The organism is Microcoleus sp. T2B6 (assembly GCF_036700475.1).
Lineage (GTDB): Bacteria > Cyanobacteriota > Cyanobacteriia > Cyanobacteriales > Microcoleaceae > Microcoleus.
This window is the reverse complement of record NZ_JAUBOZ010000017.1, coordinates 54569-74255: the sequence shown is the minus strand read 5'-3', so window position 1 is coordinate 74255 and position 19687 is coordinate 54569. Positions and strand designations below refer to the sequence as shown.

Here is a 19687-nt window from a genome sequence, read left to right as displayed (position 1 = left end):
GGAGGTTAGCCTTGAGGCTAACTCTTGTTTAGCAGATTATTTAAGCCGATCGCCACCAAACTTGGGAATTGCTGCACCCTGTTGATTTTAACCGTCAAACTGCTCTACATCTGACTTAAGTCTGCAGTGACAACTCCTACACCAACACAAGCTGTCACCATTGGTGTAGGCATCTGGGTGACTCCTGCTATTGCATAGGACATTAACTGAGCTTTAAGAACGGGTTGCCCCACCGCTCTATTTTTGATTACTATTGCGGCATTATGGTCACGGTCTAGACTGCACCCACAGTGAGGACAGTCATGCCAACGAATATGCAGCTTTTTTGGTACTTTCTCGCCGCAATTAGAACAATCTTGTGAAGTATTATGGGCACTTACTGGGACAACCAACAAACCCGCGTTTTCGGCTTTGTTTGTCAGTATCGACAGAAAACTTGACCACCCAGCGTCCAACACAGATTTAGCCAACCTTGTACGAGCTAGACCTTTGATGTTTAAATCCTCGTGTGCGATTACGTCATATTTTGACAGCAGCCAATTAGCTGTCTTGAAGTGGAAATCTTTTCTTTTATCTGCCACCTTCTTGTGTTGTCTGCCCAGTTGCTTAATAGCTTTAAGCCTGCTATTGCTCCCCTTTTTGCGACGTGACACTCGCTTTTGAATAGTTCGCAAGCATTTTTGTTCTTTACGGTAATATTGGGGCGGGGCGACTGTTTCGCCTTCAGATGTTGTCAAAAACTCCTTCAATCCCACGTCAATACCTGTTATCGAGCGAGGATTAAAGTCTGGCTTTATCTCTGGAACTGTCTTGTCTTCTAGGGAGAGCGTAAGGTAATAACCATCAGCTTTCTTGGTGACAGATGCGGTTTTGATTTTGAACCCGTCAGGGATAGGACGGTGCAAGACAACTTTAACTTTCCCAAACATCGGCAAGTTAATCAAGTTGCCCTGTAAGCATCCCTCTTTCATTTGCGGATAAGTAAAGGTGCGATAGCGGCTGCGAGCTTTGAATCGAGGTTTTCCGCTGCGTTTTCCGCTGCTATCACCTTTTAGGAAACGGTCAAATGTTGTCTTAACTCGCTTAACTACATCCTGAAGGACTTGCGAATATATTTCGCTATACCAAGGATTTGTTTTCTTGAGTTGAGGTAACGTTTTCTTTTGCGAGCAATAATCGGGATTGTCTCGCAGTTCAGGTAGGTAACAGACGAGATTGCAGGCGTTAACAGGAGAGCGATTTTGTGCGTACCAATTAAATCTATCAGCCAACAGGTAATTGTATTGGGCAGACAGCATGGATAGCCATCTGTCTAGCTCAATGACTTGCTGTTTTGTTGGACGTAGTTTGTACTGGTAAGCCGTTCTCATTAATTGGCAAATATTGGATCGCAGTCGGTACGCATCAATTAGTGTTACTGTACCAGAATGCGTTATTTACTGTCAAGTACAAAGGAGAAAATAGACCCATTAAATAAAGAGTTTGTTTGTCTCGTCATCCACCCGCCCACCGCTCAAAACATAGTTTTGAATTGGTTGACGGTGGAATCCACAGCGAAACGCGACTTTCATCCCACACTAATCGAAGCGACAAGCGTGTGGGGATTCCCGTCTGGCTAGCTAAATTGCCTCCCATTTCTCTCTTGATCTTTTACCGATGTCCAAAGAGCCTCATCCAACAACATTCGACACTTAATGCCATCGCGCGCCCCGCAGAAAAATTGTCCCCCCTCCTCCCTCTCCCCTACTCATTCACTGCCCGCGCCTTGCGACTCACCAAGCAATCTCATGCACTCACGCACTCTTCCCCTTCCCATATCTTTCTTCCGGCAGATGGAAGTCTCCCTAATTTCTCTTACTTTAAAACTAAAAACTCTTCTCCAGCTCCTATCTATCTTCAGGGAGAGGGACGGCTTCGTCATTGGCGTTATTATAAATATAAGGTTAACTTGTAACTAGCCTTGTTAAAAATAAATTTTGCAAACAATAGGGTCAAGACAAGTCAGGAACCTCAGCCTGAAGGCATGAGGCTTGAAAGAGAAATCTGACAAGCCGTTCTGACCAGCCTAAGTCTTAACTGACTACGTTTTTTGAGTCACGACACCGGGAGAATGCGTAGCTAGTTCCTTGCTCTGTCGCTGAAGGTTAAACAGTTCTAAGGTCACGGGGACAGTGCTTTCAGCCTAACAAGCTCTTAAAACATTGGCGAAGCTAACTTTACTCCGAAAGGAGATTGAGGCAACCATACCTCGCCGGAGGGGCAACCATACCCCTCCACCCCACAAAAGTTTTAACTCAATGTAAAGCCGTCCTAAAAAGACGGGGTTTCTAACCCATATTTCTGATGAATATTGAAGAAAATGCGACCCAGACTGGCAGCGAAAATCAAGTAACGCTACCAAAATCAAAGGAAACCTTGCTCGGCGAGGAAACAGAAAAAGCCCTCGGTCAGCAAAAAAAAGAAAATGCTCAAACTATGCGGGCTGTCGAACAGTTGAAAGAAGAACTTCAGGACAGAATAGATGAAGAATGTCATCACCAGGTAAATTAAAACTAATACGAAATTTGTTCGGGTGTGGGTAAGATGCGGTCTTGCCCACACCCGCCTTTTTAAGGCAGTATTAAATAAAAATTTAAAATTATAAATTATTTTGGGTTGAAAAAAATAGTTTTGGACGCACGGGCGACCCTCCAGCAGTTTTTTTTTTACAAATATACTTGATTGCCGCCCGCAGAAACGGTAAAAAAAGCCGGTAAGTAAGTATAAAAGTGGCAGTCCGTCTAAAATTGAAAAATAATTTTTCCCTCTTCCATGTTCCCTCTTCATTTTTTCTTCATTCTTTCTTCCTAGAGGTAGAGTGCAACGCAGCTCCTAGTTACCTATGATGAGTTTATAAAGTAAAAAATGTCTGATTAGATACAGATAGGGAGAAACCAATGAGCACTGAAGATAGAGCAAAGGCAACTGGCAACAACATCGCAGGCGCTGCTCAAGAAGCCCTAGGCAATGTTACTGGCGACCCGAAGGATAAAGCAGAAGGCAAAGCCAAGCAGGCAAAAGCTGAAGCTGGTCACGCGATCGAAGATGTAAAAGATGAGCTCAAAAAGAAATTAGACTAAGCCTAATACTAATTGAGAGGGTCGAGCAACCTGACCCTTTCAAGTATGCCAAATGTTTTCTGAACGGAGGAAAAAAGGTGAGTTTATTGCAGCAGAGTCGCAAAATAATTGTGGGCGTACTTTTGGTATTAATGCTGGCAGTTACTACTGCCTGCTCGCCCAGCGTTTCAGCCCAAAAACCGAGTGATGCACCTGTAGCAATTGGTGGCAGTCAGGGTTATTACGCGCAGCTAGAACGGGGCAATACCGCCGCAGGTCAAGATTTTGGTCAATGGGTAACAAAGACGGCTCAGGGCCTGGTTCAGGATGCTTACGTGCGCGACAATAACAAATTGGGAGTTGTAATTACCCCGCAAGTCCGCCCGACAGAAGTGAAAGATTTGGCGAAATCTTTAGCACAAGGTTTTCACCGCAATTTCCCTAATCAGGATGTAAGTGTTTTGGTTTACGCTCCTGACAAAAAGTTGATTCTGACTGCTAAGTACGACCAGCAATCAAATCAGATTGAATACAAGTCTTGACCGAGTTAGCAAGCTTAAATGATAGCCGCGTGGCGGTTTAATATTCCGCAGTTTTTTGAAGGCGAAACAATCTCAATTTAAGACTGAAATGTTGTGTAGATTGGAAGAGAGTTACCATGAGTAGCAGCGATAATTACAAGCGTCAAATCATGAACGATTTAGCCCAGGGCGATCGAGAAATGATGCCGCAGACAACTGGTGAAGATTACGAAAACTTTGACGATTTTGCTCAGAGAACTTCGCCTGCTCAGCGCAAACAATTATTCGGGCGTTCCCTGAATCACGACTCGCTCCCGCCGGCTCAGTTGGAACCGGAATTGCAAAAGGCGATCGCCCAAATTAAGCCAAATGAACGCGACGATGTAGCGCGGGAATTCTTCAAGCATTTGGGCAAGAGAGGATTGGACGATCGCCAATTGGAAAAGCAGCTAGGACTTTCTACCCACCACGCCAGCCGCATGAATGCTGACGATGTTACCAAGTTAGCCTCGTTCACCTATCACAATCACCCGGATATTTTCCGAGAAGTGCTGGCCGAACAGCCTAGTTTGATGAAGTTTTTGGGAAATCCCGTTGTTGCTGGTATTTTGGGAATAGTTGCTGCTAAATGGCTCAACAACCGCAAATAATCTTGGATTCAGACAAGCCTAAAAGCGGATAATACGTGCAGCAAATAAAAGGACGATCGCTCGGGCGATCGTCCTTTTATTTTTTATATCTCGTCCCGTCAATTCGGGAGCATCTCATATTTGTAAAAATACTTCTTCTGGCTCCTTCCTTCTGCCTCTTTCCTTCTGCCTCTTCCCTTCTGCCTCTTTCCTTCTGCCTCCTGCCTCCTGCCTCCTGCCTCAAAACTCCAATTTCTAGCGGAGGGCTGCAAAGGTGAGATGCTCCCGTCAATTCCCTCCGCTTCGCTTCACCCGAAATCAGGTAGGGGCGGGTTCACGAACCATATCTGCCAATAATTGACAATCTCAAAAACCCGCCCTGCCGGGATATTATGGTCAATCGATCGCACTAGATATTATATCGAGTCCGGTAGTAAAATAACCGCGATCGCGTTTTTATGGAGGATTTTAGTCATCATAAAACTAACTCAAAATTTAGTCCTCACTACAAACATCTTTGATGGCGGTCGTTCGAGGAAACATAAGATTATAATACTAAATCCCGATTGTTTAAATCTTAATTATTGGGTTCCTAGCGGTTCCGGTAAGTAAAAAACCTTGCCAATTACCGATTACGAATTACTAATTATTGCTTAAAGCTAAAAATAACTGCACAGCAGTCAACAGCGGTATACCTGACACTCCGCCAAATTAAATGTAGGATTAAGTGTTGTCGTGAATCAGAAAAAAAAGATGAACTTATCCACTATTTGGCGAAAACTCCGCAGCCAGCAAGCCTTCTGCTTGGCTGCAATCCTCGCAGGTTGCCTTGTATTTATCGGTTGTTCCCCCGCCCAGTCAGCGGCTGGCAATTCAGTCGATCCCAAGTTCAAAGAGCAAGTCTTGCAGGTGATCCGCGAAAACCCGCAAGCAATTTTAGAGTCGGTACAAGCGTACCAGCAACAGCAGCAGCAGTCTCTCAAAGCAGCGCAGCAGTCATTTTTGCAGGAGATGAAAACTAATCCCAAATCTTCGATCGGGGATTCTCCCACCACGGGCTCACCTTCCCAGCAAATTGTACTTTTAGAATTCTCTGACTTTCAATGTCCGTTTTGCGCGCGCGCTCACGATACAGTCAAGCAGTTTATGGCAAAACACCAGGACAAAGTTACTTTAGCTTACAAGCATTTTCCCTTGACTTCTATTCACCCTCAAGCGCTGCCAGCAGCTAAAGCAGCTTGGGCTGCTGGGCAGCAGGGCAAATTCTGGGAATATTACAGCGCTTTGTTTGAAGGGCAGAAACAGTTAGGCGAACCATTGTACGGATCGATCGCCCAAAAGCTCAATCTAAAATTAGATAAATTCAACACCGATCGCAACAGCCCCGCTGCAGAAGCCGCCATTGCCAAAGACGTGCAACTCGCTCAACAACTGGGCATTGAAGGGACTCCCTTCTTTATTATGAACGGCAAAACTTTCTCCGGGGCGGTCGAGCTTTCTGATATGGAAAGCATTCTCGCTAGTATCTCCAAATAAGTAAGCCCACCTGAACAAACAGAACCCCCAGAGCCCCGATTTCTTAAAGAAGTCGGGGCTCGAATGCGCGATCGGGTCGATCGCTATATTTACTGACTAATTTTTACGATTGGGAACAAATTTGCTCCTTGTGTTGTCTTACTAAGACTCTAAGCTGCTTATGACTTAAGCATTATATCTTGCCTTTTACAAGCTTTCCAAGACCGAGCTAGTGGATTCAAATGATTATTTGTCCATACTAATTTGAATTCTTTTGGCAAGACGATCGCCGCTTTTAAGCTCCATTTCCCTTGCATCTACGAGGAAAATCGATCATGGAAAAAATTACACAAATAGTTGTCATTGACCCAACTGTTGAAGATTATCAACGCCTTGCAGCAAGCGCCGAACCAAGGAAAAAGATATTTATACTTGATCGGGCGGGGGATGGAGTCGAGCAAATTACAGAGTTATTAGCTAGCTACACCGATATTTCCGCTGTTCATATTGTTTCTCACGGCGGGCCTGGAAATTTGCAACTGGGGTCAATTCAGCTAAATTCTGACAACCTAGACGAATATGGCGATCGACTTCAGCAGTGGAAAAAGGCCTTAACCCCTAACGCCGATATCCTCCTGTACGGTTGCAACGTGGCGGCAGAAATCGCCCCACCGATAGCGGGGCGATCGTTCTTGCAACGCCTCCATCAACTCACAGGTGCAGACATCGCTGCTTCCAAAAACCTGACAGGAAGTGCTGCATTAGGCGGTGACTGGGATTTAGAAGTAACAATTGGTTCGATAGAGACCGCTTTGGCATTCACCCAAGAGGCGATCGCAAGTTACGATCGCGTTTTAGCTTCTTTTGCAGTCACCAGCACCAACGACTCCGGCTTAGGATCGCTGCGAGATGCGATTACCCAAGCGAATGCTACCGCAGGCGCAGATATTATTGACCTGACTGGTATTACGGGCACAATTACCCTCGCGACGACGCTGCCAACTATTAATGAAAGTGTCAGTCTGAACGGCCCAGTCGCAGCTACTTTGACAGTTAGCGGTAACAGTGCAGTGCAGATACTTAGCACTAATAACGGCCCTGTTAGCATTTCTAACCTCACCTTTGCTAACGCTAATACAGCTGGCAGCGGCGGTGGGATTAATAACGGCTTCGGCGTTATCCTGAACCTCACCAACGTTAACTTTTTGAGCAACACTGCTGGGCTTGGCGGTGCCCTGTTCAACAACGGCGGCACAGTGACAATAACCGGTTCCAGCTTTACTGCCAATACAGTCAACAATTTCGGTGGTGGCGCGATCGGGCAGTATGGAGGTATTGTAACCATTGTTGACAGCTCTTTCACCGAAAACACGGCGACTGCGAACAGTCAAGGCGGCGGTGCCATCTCGATCTACGGCGGTGAGGTAAACATTACTGGCAACACCTTTACTGGTAATAGTGCACAAAACGCTGACGGTGGCGGCGCTATCTACCACAGAGGCGGGGGCGAACTGCTGAGCATTCTCAATAGCACTTTCACTAACAACATTTCGGCGGCTGATGGCGGTGCGCTCAGAAACGACGCCCAGCCATTGAGTGTCACCAGCAGCACGTTTAGCAGCAATCAGGCTGCACAAAATGGAGGTGCGATCGTCAACAGTGGCGCGGCAACCATTACCAACAGCACGTTTTCTGGCAACACGGCAACTAACTTTGGCGCGATCAGAAATGGCGGTACGCTGGATCTCAGAAGTAGCACTCTGACTCTCAATAGTGCAACGAACCAAGGCGGCGGCATCTTCAACACCGCTACAGCAAACATTCGCAACACCATCATAGCTGGGAATACGGCTCCGTTAAACCCCGATGTAGACGGCACATTTACGAGTGAGGGCAATAACTTAATTGGCAACGGTACTGGTGCTGGCTTCACAAACGGTGTTAATGGCGATCTAGTAGGCACTGCTGGCACTCCCATCAATCCGAATCTCGGAGCACTGACAAATAACGGCGGCCCAACGGAGACTCACGTCTTACTCCCTGGAAGCCCTGCTCTTGACAGGGGTAACAGCGCGGCACCTGCTACGGATCAGCGTGGCTTAACTCGGCCTTCTGGCAGTGCTGTTGACATCGGCGCTGTTGAAGTACAGCAGATTATTGTGAGCATCACCGCGCCGGATAATTCAGCCGCTGAAACTCCTATTGATCCAGGCACTTTCCGCGTTAGCCGCAGTGATAGCACGGTTGGTAATTTGACGGTGAATCTCGCGATTGATGGCAGTAGTACCGCTGTTGCTGCTGACTACAATCTGGGCAGTACCTTTCCCGTCACTATTCCCAACGGGCAAAGCTTTGTGGATGTGATTCTCACCCCATTTGATGACGCAATACCGGAGGTTGCAGAAACGCTGCGATTGAATTTGGGAAATGGGAATTATGCGATCGCACCAGCCAGCAGCAATGCTACGGTAACTATTGCAGCCAATGACTCGATTGCTTATGCGATCGCACTCACAAATCCAGCCACAGGTTCCTTAACAGAAGGCAATTCCGGCACTCAACCCGTCACTTTCACCGTCACTCGCAGCGGTGGCACGGGGGTAGCGAGTACAGTAAATTATGCGATCGCTGGTACCGCGACCAACGGCGCAGACTACAATATTATCAATGCTGCTGGGGCTACTACCACCACAGGGACGATCGCCTTTGCCGCCAACGAAACAACTAAAACTATTGCTGTGGATGTCTTGGGCGAAACCGCAGTTGAACCTGACGAGACAATTACCGTCACCCTCAGCAACCCAAATTTGACCGCAGCGCCGGAAAGTTCGAGTGTCACCACCAGCACCGCCACTGCTACGATCGCTAATGATGATAGCCCTAGTATCTCGATCGATGATGTAGTTGTTACCGAGGGCAATACGGGTACTGCTAGCGCCACCTTTACCGCCACTCTCTCAGCAGCTTCTAGCTTGCCCGTCACCGTCAATTACGCCACCTCAGACGGTACTGCTAACACTGCTGATAGCGATTACGCGGCGGCCACAGGCAGCGTCACCTTCAATGCCGGGGAAACGAGAAAAATCATTACTGTTGCTGTCAACGGCGATTCTAAGTTTGAAACTGACGAAACGTTTAACGTCAACCTCAGCACCCCTGTCAATGCGACTATTACTAAAGCGACGGGCATAGGTACGATCGCAAATGACGACTTGGAGTCACCAACTCCGACGCCGACGCCAACTCCGACTCCCACTCCAACTCCGACAACAACTCCAACTCCAACTCCAACGCCAACTCCAACTCCAACGCCAGCTCCAACGCCAACTCCCACTCCGACTCCCACTCCAACTCCGACAACAACTCCAACTCCGACTCCAACTCCCACTCCAACTCCCACTCCAACTCCCACTCCGACTCCGACAACAACTCCAACTCCAACTCCGACAACAACGCCAACTCCGATAACAACTCCAACTCCGACTCCCACTCCAACTCCGACAACAACGCCGACTCCGACTCCCACTCCAACGCCGACTCCCACTCCAACGCCGACTCCAACTCCAACTCCGACTCCGACTCCAACTCCGACAACAACGCCGACAACAACGCCGACAACAACGCCGACTCCAACTCCAACTCCAACTCCAACTCCGAATCCGACAACAACTCCGACTCCGACAACAACGCCAACTCCGACAACAACGCCGACTCCCACTCCGAATCCGACAACAACTCCGACTCCGACAACAACGCCAACTCCGACAACAACGCCAACTCCGACTCCAACTCCGACTCCAACTCCGACAACAACTCCGACAACAACTCCGACAACAACTCCAACTCCGACAACAACTCCAACTCCGACAACAACTCCAACTCCGACAACAACTCCGACTCCGACAACAACTCCAACTCCGACAACAACTCCGACTCCGACAACAACTCCGACGCCAGAAACTCAAGACGAAGATTGCATTTGCAAGCAGATAACCTTTCCCAGCCAGACTGCTATTCGCGGCCCCAACCAAACAAATAGCACCACCAACGGTACAGAAAGCGACGACATTCTGGAGGGTTCCATTACCAATGACAAGATCAACGGCTTAAATGGTAACGACTTGGAGGTTGGCTTCACTGGCAATGACAATATTTATGGCGGATCTTACCTCAGCATTGATCTAGGAAATATAACCATTCTTCCCTCTGCCAAAGATAGCGACGTGCTGTTTGGCAATGAGGGCGATGATTACCTCCACGGGGGTGCTAAAGATGATTTAATTTTTGGGGGCAAGAACGAAGATGTTGCTTACGGTGGCAAAGATGACGACATAATTTTTGGAGACAAACAGAGCGATACTTTAATTGGCGATGAGGGTAATGACACATTATACGGTGGTACTTTTAACCCTTTAGACATCGATTCTACAGGTCGCGATTTGCTATTTGGTCTCAGTGGCGATGATTACCTGAACGGGCAAGAAGCCGAAGATTCCCTTTCTGGTGGTAATGGAAACGATACAGTGCGTGGTGGCAAGGGTGATGATTTGGCCCTAGGAGACTTGGGCAACGACGTGCTGTTTGGGGATGAGGGCAGCGATACTCTCTGTGGTGGCGAGGGAGAAGATACTATGTACGGGGATATTGGCAGCCCTCTGGCGATCGGCTCCGCTGGCGCTCAAGACCAGATGTGTGGTGGTTTGGGCAACGATTTGTTGTTTGGCAATGAAGGTCAGGATACCGTCAACGGTGATGCTGGAAACGATACTCTTTATGGTGGCAAGGATGAAGACAGTTTACTGGGTAGTGCTGGGGACGATTGGTTATTTGGAGATGAGGGGAATGATACTTTAATTGGAGGTACTGGGGACGATCGATTTATCTTAGGTATCGACAACGGCCGCGAGACTATTTTAGACTTTCAAGATGGTCGCGATGCGATCGGCTTGACAGGCGGTTTAAGTTTCTCGCAACTGAGCATTACTGTAGAAAATAATTCTACTTCGCTCCGAGTTACCGGTTCCGGTCAACTGTTAGCAACTCTCAGCAATGTGTCCACAGGGCTGATTAATGTTACCGATTTTGTAGCGGTCTAAATCGATAGCCCTGCGGTCATACACCCGGTCACGTTGCGATTAGAATTGCTTCAGGAAATGCTGTAATGGTGCATACTGCCGATACGGTTCAGATTCATACAATTAACCTGTGGAATCCAAGTGGGAAGCCGATTTTTGATGCCGATCGAGATCTGGCTTCAACTACCCGCCAAGCCGTGCTGTCAAAAATTGCGAGCGATCGCACTTTAATGTTTGCGTATCATTTTCCTTATCGGGGACTCGGACATTTACGCGCGCGCGATCGGGGTGGGTTTGAGTGGCAACCCGTCAACTGGCAATTTGAAAGTTAATCCTGCTGTTAAGAATTCAGGTTTTTTAAACTAGCGAAATAATTGATATCTAACACGATCGCGCAGCTCGAAAATCTCATTGCCACGACGAGCGAATCCTTCTTTAGGATAGCGGGGTTGTCGAACTGTAATGGATTTGACCTCGTTTCCACGAGCGCTCTCTCATTCTAACTTGGCGATCGCGTCCCAGAGCGTACAAAAAGGTGTTGGGCGGAGTGAAACGGAGGGTTCCTGCGTCAACCCAACCTAAAATATCGGCGATCGCATTTTACAATTGCCTGCGGTTTGAGCAGTCTCTTCGATTTGTGAGGGTTGGATTTTAGGAAGCGCGATCCCATTCCTTGTTTTTCTATTTCACATCAGCACGATCGCCCCTCCTGAGAAGAAATTTAAGGCTGTGGATCGAAAATAATCTCTTCATAGAATTGCTCGCTCGGCAAGCTTAAATTGATACTTTTTAACTCGACTCGATCGCCCGCTCGATAGCTCAAAATCACCCATTCCCGCGCATCATTTTTATGATAGATATCGATCGCAACTTCATTAGAGCTTAGAAAAAGTACATAATCAACGAGATTGGGATTGCGACGATACTTTTCAAACTTCTTTCATTATTTTGCTTGTTGTTGTTGTTTGAATTGTTGTTGTTGTTTGAACTGACGTGGCTATAACCTGCCCCGCCTGCTGCAATCGCAGATCCAACAGCAGCCCCACCTCGATCAATGTTTTGACGTACATTATCTTGTGTTTGTCCATTGCTGGAGAAATTGGCTGAATTGATAGATTGTGGTGGAGAAATTGGCGCAGGAATAGTATCTTGTAAAGATTGTTTTCCTATATTTTTCAGGATAGTTTTAGTGTTTTCTTTGGCTACTAATTCCACAAAATCATCATTCTTTTGAAACCACTGGGTAACTGGCTGCCAAACACGGGTAACTGGCTTCCCAACACGGGTAACTAGCTGCCCAACACGAAGGATTTGCCTTGGCTTAAAGGGATGAGATAAGGCTGGTACTGAAGTCCCTACCACTAATGTTGTTGCCAAAATGGGTAGGAAGTATTTGTAGATATTCATCTTGCTCACTCCTTATGGCTGAATATTTTTTGAGTGGCTAAATTTACTATGGTATTTAAGTTTGCCAAATTTAGCTTTTCCTCGAATTGTAGCATAAAAAAATCTGGTGTGTTTTTTCTCCCAACCAAATTTAGAAAAAAAAATTATGAAATGTCAATACTGACGTGGCTGATGTTCCTACCTGTTTGCTGCTACTACCCTGTGCTGCTTCACGAATTTAACTTTAATGCCAACGCACCATCCACTCCGACTCTCTCCCAAAGCAAAATATTAACTTGGGCAAGAGGTTGATTATAGGTTGTTTTGATAACGGGGTAGTTCAGTAGCAAAGTGATCTCTTAGTAAATCGTGTCTGAATTGATAACTACCACTAATTCGCTGAAGAAAACCCTTTTGGGTTGCATAATCCAAGAAAAGAGCAAAGTTCCAAGGTAAACCATTGCAACAGAGAATCAACCGAAGGATCGAGTGTTGGATACAAGTTATGCCACCCATAAATAAACTAATCATGAGTCCGATAATTATCCCAGAGAGTGCATCGACTGTTAAGAAATCGAGCGTTCCATCAATTCTTATATCTAGCAGTATACAGATTGATGTACTAATTCCTCCTATACATAATCCAAATATAATAGCATTTTGGCAAGATTTTCTGATGCCTTGGTTAGCATAGGTTTTTCTCGATTTTGCAACTCCAGTAAATCCAGTTGCTAAACTCACTAGCGTTGCTGCAATTGCCGTAATTAAGAAAACCTTCCCTCCAGCAACAATTCCCTTGTCTATCCAAGTCAGTACTCCCAAGCATAAGGCAGCAAATAAACTAATTATCCATGCCCCTTTTACTTGTTTAAAAGACCACTTTGATCTAGTAAAACCCTCAACTATTGTTATGCTTGGATTCAGGGTACTGCTCAGAATAATAATCAAAAATCCCAAGTAATGAAAAAATGTTAATTTGACGATAAGAGCTAGAAAAATGCTAATTATCCACAAAAATAATGATAGAATCAAGCCTACACCAATATGATAGATTATTTGATATTTGGGCAACCAATTAGGTTGTATTTCTTCAATCAATAATTCTTTTTGATTGCGTTTTTTCAAGTTGTGAGCGAGCCAGATGAGCAGATAAGTAGTATTGATATTTCTATCAATCTCCCTCATAGGGATCTTTTCTAGAGGCAGATTGCTAGCGATATACTGATTAAATAAATAAGGCTGAAGTCTTTCAGAGGAATCAGGGTGACTCAATTGATTGAGCGAAATTTTCCTATATACTTCAATAGCAATATGTAACATTAGGGGAGTACGAAGTAGTTCTAAGAGATGTTCGTGCTCTTTAATAATTTCCCAGAGACAGCGGTTAGTAGAATCAGCTAGAAGAGAATATATCAAATATTTATGACTTATTAAAGCGTACCGCATTACAGCGATCACTGGTGTATAATCAAATTTAATTTTAATGTCTTTTAGGCAATTCTCTATTTGCCCAACTGTTAATTTTTGCAACTCAATGGCTTGGAATAATTTGAGTTGAGAATAGTCGTTATTTATAATTAAGCTTTTGTATTCATCAATACGGCAACATACTACTAAATATTTTGGTGTATTGATTTCTTCCATAAGCTGATTAATCGCGAGAACGCAATCATGCTGATATTCAGGTTTTACCTCATCGAGTCCATCTAATAATGGCAAGATTTCACCTTCTGCAAACCACTTTCTAAATAGTCGCTTTTGTAACCGATATTTATGACTAAGTTTCCCTACTAACCACTCGCGCATCGATACTTTATCTTTTTTCCAGTCAAACAAATCAATAACTACTGGAATTGGCTTTTTTTTATCTGCCTCTACTTCTGCGATCAACTTTTGAGTAAGTTCGTATAAAGTAGTAGTTTTACCAGAACCAGGTTCGCCGACAATCAGTAATTTTCGATAAGCCCCATCTTTGTAGTTAAATATATCGAAAATATGGGAATCTGGATCTGTAATTGGTTCCTGCCTACCATCACGATGATTCACTAAAAAATCATCGCCAACATTCTCTTTCTTTAATATAATTAGTTTTCCGTGATAGTTAAATAGATTCAATTTTCTCTCAACTTCATACTGCACTTCTTTCAAGAAATTTTCCTTTTTTTTCTCATCTGATAAACATGGAAAAATATCCGATAATTTTATATTAATTATGAATTTGCCTATCTCGGAGTCTTGGATTAAAATTCCAATATTATCAATATATTTTGCTCTTTTGTTACACATCTTGTTAAGATTAATTACTACCATCTCAGTTATTGTTTGAAGCATACCGCCCGGAACTTAAGCTCCGGGCTAATAAATTAAGTCGGTTAAAACCGACTGAAAGAGATATCCTTAAATCAAAATCTCTGTTGATTAATATGCAAAGTGCTGATACGAGATCCCTGAACTACAGTCCCAATCTTACCGATTGTTTCAGCTATCTTCGTCGAATTCAGATTGCTTGAATTCTGATTTCGTCGTTCTTCTACTGCTTTTCTCAAATCTTGTACCGCTTGCTTGAGATGATCGTTTTCTTTTTGTGCTTCTTCTACCTTAATAGCTAAATCTGTTAAAGCCGCTTTGATCTCTGGATTTGCTTTAGCAGCTAATTCTACCATTTCTACTAAAATGGCTTCACCAAAATCCTCTCTTAGAGTAAAAGTTTCTTTTTCCGCCGCTGCTTCTATGGCATTTACTGTATCAGGAGATTGGTTTTTCATCGAGTCTATCACTTGGTTCCCTTTTTCAAAAGCTTTAGCTACAATGATTTCACCTGTCTTTTCAAAGGTTTTGTTTAATAAGAGGGCTACAAGAGCGCTCGCGCCAGCAGTTAATGGTTCCATAGACTTAAGTTAGATTACTAAATTTACCGGATAACTAAGGCTCTTCCGTACTTGTAGTGATAATGTAAGCTTATGATATAGCAATATCAAGGTTTCAGCGTTAATTTCCAATGAATTTCGTATCAGTCGCTACATTCTACACCAAGCATCAGGGAGAGCCGATTTTTCTCAGCGTCTGCTACTTAGTAGATACTGAAGAACGATCTTTCTGCTCTAAGTAAATAGACATAGATAATGAGAGTCTATCCGGACACTTTGCAAACTTTTTTGATTTTCAAAGGAGATAATAAGGATACTCGCTTCCTCTTTCTCAGCCAATAGCCAATCGCTATGGGTTGGAGCGATCGCGCAGATCGAACAAGACAAAGATACTTTTATACTGGATACACGATCGGCAAAAAGATCGGCAAAAAGTTCGGCATATAAACGCTGTAAGCTAGAATATAAGATTATTTCAGCCACTTTCTAGATCGGCAATACAATGGCAGGGTAAGCAATTCCCTATCGACATTACGAACCAAGTCTGCTCGAACCAGTTTATCCTCAGCGGACTCGGCACTTAGAAGATTTAGCAGTTTTACTGACATCGAAAGCGGGGCAGTTGACTCGCGGATTGCATCCGATCGTTCGGCGATCGCTCGGTGCTTTAGTACGATCGATGAATTGCTACTACAGCAATCTGATTGAAGGTCATCGCACCCGACCAATTGATATCGAACGCGCTCTGGCACAAGACTTTTCTAGCGATCCAGAACAGCGTAACTTGCAGCTTGAAGCTAAAGCTCACATCGAAGTTCAGAGCCTGTTAGATCTCGATCCAAATTGGCAAACGCTTGATGTTGTCAGCCCGGAATTCATTCAACAATTGCATCGTGAATTTTATCAGCGCCTGCCGGAAGCCTTTTGGCAGCTTGGAGAGCTCACCGTTCAACCCGGAGAATGGCGTTCGGCGAACGTGCAGATCGGTCGCCATATCCCGCCCCCACCGGATGCTTTACCCGCGTTTCTCGCTCGCTTTGCCCGAGTCTATAGCCCCGATCGGCTCTCGGGGGTCGATCGAATTCTTGCTGCTGCTGCCGCCCACCATCGATTTGTCTGGATTCATCCATTTTTAGATGGCAATGGGCGAGTCGTGCGACTCTTTTCCCATGCTTATTTTCAACGTATCGGAATAGGAAATAGCCTGTGGTCAGTCTCGCGAGGATTGGCGCGGAAAATGCAGGATTATCGATCGCTGCTAGCACAAGCCGATCTGCAACGGCTGAACGATTATGATAGTCGAGGTAATCTCACAATCGCGGGATTAGTCCAGTTTTGCGAGTTTTTTCTAGAAACTTGCATTGACCAGATTGATTTCATGACAGAGCTTTTGGAACCCACGCAACTCTTAAATCGAATTGAAGCGAATGTGACGATTGCGGTACAGCAGCGATCGCTCTTGCCAGGAAGTTTTGCGTTATTGAAAGCAGCTTTTTTGGAGGGAGAAATTGCGCGAGGGCGTGCGGCAGCGGTCGCGGGGTATCGGGAAAGACAAGCGCGATCGGTGTTGAAACGTTTAATCGAACGAGGTTTGCTAGTCGCGGATTCTCCGAAAGGAGCCGTTCGGTTGGGATTTCCGACAATTGCAGTCGAGCAATGGTTCCCGCGATTGTGGGCCGAGTAATCTGCTATCTAGAAAGGACTACATCGGACATTTGCGATCGTGTGATCGGGGTGGATTTGATTGGCAACCTGTCAACTAGCAATTTGAAAGTTAATTCTGCTTGCGGGAGTAATGCAGAGGTGATCTGCTGTGCAGGAATGATATACAACGTATTCCATTTATATGTGGTACACACAATCTTCTAGTAAGTAAGGTGCGTCGCCACCCGTAAAGGAGCAATTTATATTCAAAATTTCGCAGCGACGCACCCTACAGATTAACTGACGGCGAAATTCATATATACCTATTTGACTGATAATTTATGTAGGTCGATCGCACTGGGAAATTTGAGCTGTGCTTGACTGATGCTCTAGATTGTGGTCTAGTATACTTTTACATAAGTTTAAGCCCCAGTTCCAAGCAACAGCCAAAGCTCAAATTCGATCGGGATCGATACCCTGCGATCGCAAAAATTCGGCTAATTGGGCAACTCGCTGCTCGGCTTGAGTAGCTCGCTGTTCGGCTTGAGAGGCTTGCTCTTGGGCTTGAATCGCCCACTCTTCGAGTTCTGTGGATCTGAGCAGGCGCTCTTGAGTTTGAGCATCCACCATCACCACCTCGCCGTCGTGCAATCCCATCCACAGACCCACCGTTTCGCACATAATGCGTCCCTCTTCATCGGGAGTAATCGGCACGTAGATGCCATCCATTAAACGGTAGCCCAACACCTCATCCAGCATTTGACCTCGCTGGCGCCGCCGATCGAAAATTATATATTCCTGTACGCTGGCCCTCGCGTATTGTTGGACTTTGATTTCTCGATCCTCTTTGCGATATCGAGGCGAAACCACTTCAACAATTAAGGATGGACGCGCACCTTCAGAGTTAACTAAAAACTCAGTCCGTACCTGCTCTTTATTCTGAATGCCAAACACCACGCAAGTATCGGGGCAATGATCTCTCAAATCCGCAATTCCCCAACGAACTATGAGATCGCGAAAAACCGCTGTTGTTGGATCGTTAGCGTAGCGGCGAGTGAGAATATCTTTAATATCTCCTGCTATGCGATCGTGAAAAGTGCTATTTGGCAAATGATATCCCTCTTCTGGATGGAGAAATTCTTCAGAGGTCAGGGGAATATCCTCGAAAACCGTGCTGCCATCGGATTGGACGATTTCTTCGGTGCGCCAACCGCGTTCGGCTAATTCGTTTGTTGGATGGCGGGTGATGGCGATCGTCATTGCTTTTCCATTTTTGACCTAGTTATATTATACAGCCAGATATAGCGGTTCTTGGATAGATGAGGTACACAATTCAACTTCAAAAGCTTGACAACACAGGGTTTCGGCGTACTCCATCTTTCTGAGAAAGGCTATAGATGATTTGACATTTATATCAGGTTCGCTATTAGCTAATACTTTCGCTTCTCAATCGCCACAAAAAAAATGGAAGAATTTGCTCTTCCATTTTTAAATAAAGATTATTCGTCCTGACTTCAAACCACTTTTATTATTATTTGGTAATTCGCCGGACACGATCGAATTTTTGATTAAACCGCAGCTAACTCAGGAGTCGGACGCTTGCTGTGGCGGATACCCTCGATCGCCCCTGCGTAATCATTCGCCTTAAACACAGCAGAACCAGCGACGATCGCATTTGCGCCCGCTTCCAGAACCTGCCAAGTATTGTTCCCCTTCAAACCACCATCTACCTCAATCCAAGGATCTAGGCCCTTGTCGTCGCACATTTTACGCAACTGGCGAATTTTCGGCAAAACAGCCGGGATAAAACTTTGACCGCCAAAGCCCGGATTGACGCTCATAATCAGCACCAAATCGCAAAGTTCCAGCACGTACTCGATCAACTCCAGCGGCGTCGAAGGATTCAGAACCACACCAGCCATTTTGCCCAATTCCCGAATTTGGCCGAGGGTGCGGTGCAAGTGAGGCGAAGCATTGTGTTCCGCGTGAACCGAAATAATGTCAGCACCAGCCTTAGCGAAGTCCTCGACGTACTTCTCCGGCTCCACAATCATCAAGTGGACATCGATCACCTTGGTAGTAACGGGGCGAATTGCCTCAACAATCAGCGGCCCGATAGTAATATTAGGAACAAAGCGACCGTCCATCACATCTACGTGAATCCAGTCAGCCCCAGCTCGATCGACAGCCTGAATCTCTTCTCCAAGACGGCTAAAATCGGCTGATAATATGGATGGAGCAATAACGATGGGTTTTTGGGATTGGGTCATGGCTAAGTCTGTTCTCCTGACTGCTGTGCTGTATCCAGTTTATCAAAATACGGGTCTCCGGGTCGAAAAGTTGCCAACGATCGATCGCGAGATTGGGAGGGCAGAAAAATTTGGCCTGTGACAGACAAGTTTGGCGATCGCGCCCCAGCCCAGCTCTGGGAATTTTGGTTTAGGATATTAATTTTCCCTCTAACAAATAACTTTTGTGCAAAATCCGACCTTCTGCAAATTTTGAGTAGCGAATTATGAAAAATACAGATCCCTTAGAAAATCCTGAACTCGATCGTGCCAGTCTGTTTGTATTAATGATCCCAGTCATCGGCTTTTTCCCCGCCCTGTGGACTCTTTACCGCCGTCAGGGTAGTCCCGAACGCAAAGCCATCAGCCGCTTGGCAATTGCCCTTGCTTTTAGTTGGCTCTTAGGACATATTCTTTTAGAAGCTGGAGCGATTTCTGCGGAATCTCCGACACTTCCCATGTTATTAATGAGTAGCCTGCTAACAACCAGCTATTTCATCGTTGCTCTGGGACTGATGGTTCGCCTCTGGAAGCGTCAACCGCTATGGTTGCCCGGAATTAGCCGCGTAGCCGAGCAAGTGGTGGGCAAACATTTATCATAATTTAGGGTTTTTTTAAGCCCTTACCCTATTGATTGAGTGCGTCTTCAGCTTGATACTACATA

Annotated in this window: 17 protein-coding genes; 10 read left to right on the top strand and 7 right to left on the bottom strand. The window is 45.5% G+C overall.

The features are described from left to right. Window positions 1–104: 104 nt before the first annotated feature. The gene (locus QUA00_RS10355; RefSeq protein WP_333409541.1) at window positions 105–1370 is read right to left on the bottom strand and encodes a transposase; all 1266 of its coding nucleotides are present in this window, start codon (window positions 1368–1370) and stop codon (window positions 105–107) included. A 973-nt stretch (window positions 1371–2343) separates the two neighbouring features. On the opposite strand from QUA00_RS10355, the gene QUA00_RS10350 reads away from it, so the two are divergent. The 4 genes from QUA00_RS10350 (at window position 2344) to QUA00_RS10335 (ending at window position 4269) form a co-directional block, all read left to right on the top strand. Beyond that, a complete protein-coding gene (locus QUA00_RS10350; protein WP_333409540.1) occupies window positions 2344–2550 on the top strand; it encodes a hypothetical protein in 207 nt (68 codons plus the stop codon). Between the two features lie 386 nt (window positions 2551–2936). Continuing rightward, window positions 2937–3119 carry a CsbD family protein gene (locus QUA00_RS10345; protein WP_006632074.1) on the top strand — a complete coding sequence of 61 codons (183 nt, stop codon included), beginning with the start codon at window positions 2937–2939 and terminating at the stop codon, window positions 3117–3119. A gap of 77 nt (window positions 3120–3196) precedes the next feature. Continuing rightward, the gene (locus QUA00_RS10340) at window positions 3197–3640 is read left to right on the top strand and encodes a hypothetical protein (protein WP_333409539.1); all 444 of its coding nucleotides are present in this window, start codon (window positions 3197–3199) and stop codon (window positions 3638–3640) included. 116 nt (window positions 3641–3756) lie between these two features. Beyond that, on the top strand, window positions 3757–4269 hold the full coding sequence (locus QUA00_RS10335) for a hypothetical protein (protein ID WP_333409538.1): 513 nt from the start codon (window positions 3757–3759) through the stop codon (window positions 4267–4269). A gap of 98 nt (window positions 4270–4367) precedes the next feature. Here QUA00_RS10335 and QUA00_RS10330 read toward each other — a convergent pair whose 3' ends face one another. Beyond that, on the bottom strand, window positions 4368–4520 hold the full coding sequence (locus QUA00_RS10330; RefSeq protein ID WP_333409537.1) for a hypothetical protein: 153 nt from the start codon (window positions 4518–4520) through the stop codon (window positions 4368–4370). Between the two features lie 481 nt (window positions 4521–5001). Between QUA00_RS10330 and QUA00_RS10325 the strand changes: the two genes are divergently transcribed. From QUA00_RS10325 to QUA00_RS10315, 3 genes are all read left to right on the top strand, one after another. After that, window positions 5002–5784, top strand: a complete 783-nt coding sequence (locus tag QUA00_RS10325) for a thioredoxin domain-containing protein (protein ID WP_333409536.1) — start codon at window positions 5002–5004, stop codon at window positions 5782–5784. A 314-nt stretch (window positions 5785–6098) separates the two neighbouring features. Continuing rightward, complete coding sequence (locus QUA00_RS10320; RefSeq protein WP_333409535.1) at window positions 6099–10859, top strand: DUF4347 domain-containing protein; 4761 nt, start codon at window positions 6099–6101, stop codon at window positions 10857–10859. 65 nt (window positions 10860–10924) lie between these two features. Then, complete coding sequence (locus QUA00_RS10315) at window positions 10925–11170, top strand: hypothetical protein (protein ID WP_333409534.1); 246 nt, start codon at window positions 10925–10927, stop codon at window positions 11168–11170. A gap of 550 nt (window positions 11171–11720) precedes the next feature. Here the strand turns inward: QUA00_RS10315 and QUA00_RS10310 are convergent. The 3 genes from QUA00_RS10310 to QUA00_RS10300 all read right to left on the bottom strand — a co-directional run bounded on the left by QUA00_RS10310 (window position 11721) and on the right by QUA00_RS10300 (window position 15112). Beyond that, entirely contained in the window at window positions 11721–12245 is a 525-nt protein-coding gene (locus QUA00_RS10310) for a hypothetical protein (protein ID WP_333409533.1), read from the bottom strand. Between the two features lie 291 nt (window positions 12246–12536). Next, the gene (locus tag QUA00_RS10305) at window positions 12537–14534 is read right to left on the bottom strand and encodes a hypothetical protein (RefSeq protein ID WP_333409532.1); all 1998 of its coding nucleotides are present in this window, start codon (window positions 14532–14534) and stop codon (window positions 12537–12539) included. Window positions 14535–14626: 92 nt separating this feature from the next. After that, on the bottom strand, window positions 14627–15112 hold the full coding sequence (locus QUA00_RS10300; protein ID WP_333409531.1) for a hypothetical protein: 486 nt from the start codon (window positions 15110–15112) through the stop codon (window positions 14627–14629). A 601-nt stretch (window positions 15113–15713) separates the two neighbouring features. Here QUA00_RS10300 and QUA00_RS10295 point away from each other — a divergent pair. Further along, the gene (locus tag QUA00_RS10295) at window positions 15714–16775 is read left to right on the top strand and encodes a Fic family protein (protein ID WP_333409530.1); all 1062 of its coding nucleotides are present in this window, start codon (window positions 15714–15716) and stop codon (window positions 16773–16775) included. 413 nt (window positions 16776–17188) lie between these two features. Here the strand turns inward: QUA00_RS10295 and QUA00_RS10290 are convergent, their stop codons facing one another. Further along, the gene (locus QUA00_RS10290) at window positions 17189–17995 is read right to left on the bottom strand and encodes a Uma2 family endonuclease (protein ID WP_333409529.1); all 807 of its coding nucleotides are present in this window, start codon (window positions 17993–17995) and stop codon (window positions 17189–17191) included. Window positions 17996–18303: 308 nt separating this feature from the next. Further along, window positions 18304–19005, bottom strand: a complete 702-nt coding sequence (gene rpe / locus QUA00_RS10285; RefSeq protein ID WP_190744589.1) for a ribulose-phosphate 3-epimerase — start codon at window positions 19003–19005, stop codon at window positions 18304–18306. Here rpe and QUA00_RS10280 point away from each other — a divergent pair. Together QUA00_RS10280 and QUA00_RS10275 are read left to right on the top strand one after the other, a co-directional pair. Then, window positions 19004–19126: a hypothetical protein gene (locus QUA00_RS10280; protein WP_333105380.1), complete on the top strand. Its 123-nt coding sequence runs from the start codon at window positions 19004–19006 to the stop codon at window positions 19124–19126. The two genes, rpe and QUA00_RS10280, sit on opposite strands and share 2 nt — an antisense overlap. 124 nt (window positions 19127–19250) lie before the next feature. Next, a complete protein-coding gene (locus QUA00_RS10275) occupies window positions 19251–19625 on the top strand; it encodes a hypothetical protein (protein ID WP_172192965.1) in 375 nt (124 codons plus the stop codon). The last annotated feature ends 62 nt before the right edge of the window (window positions 19626–19687 follow it).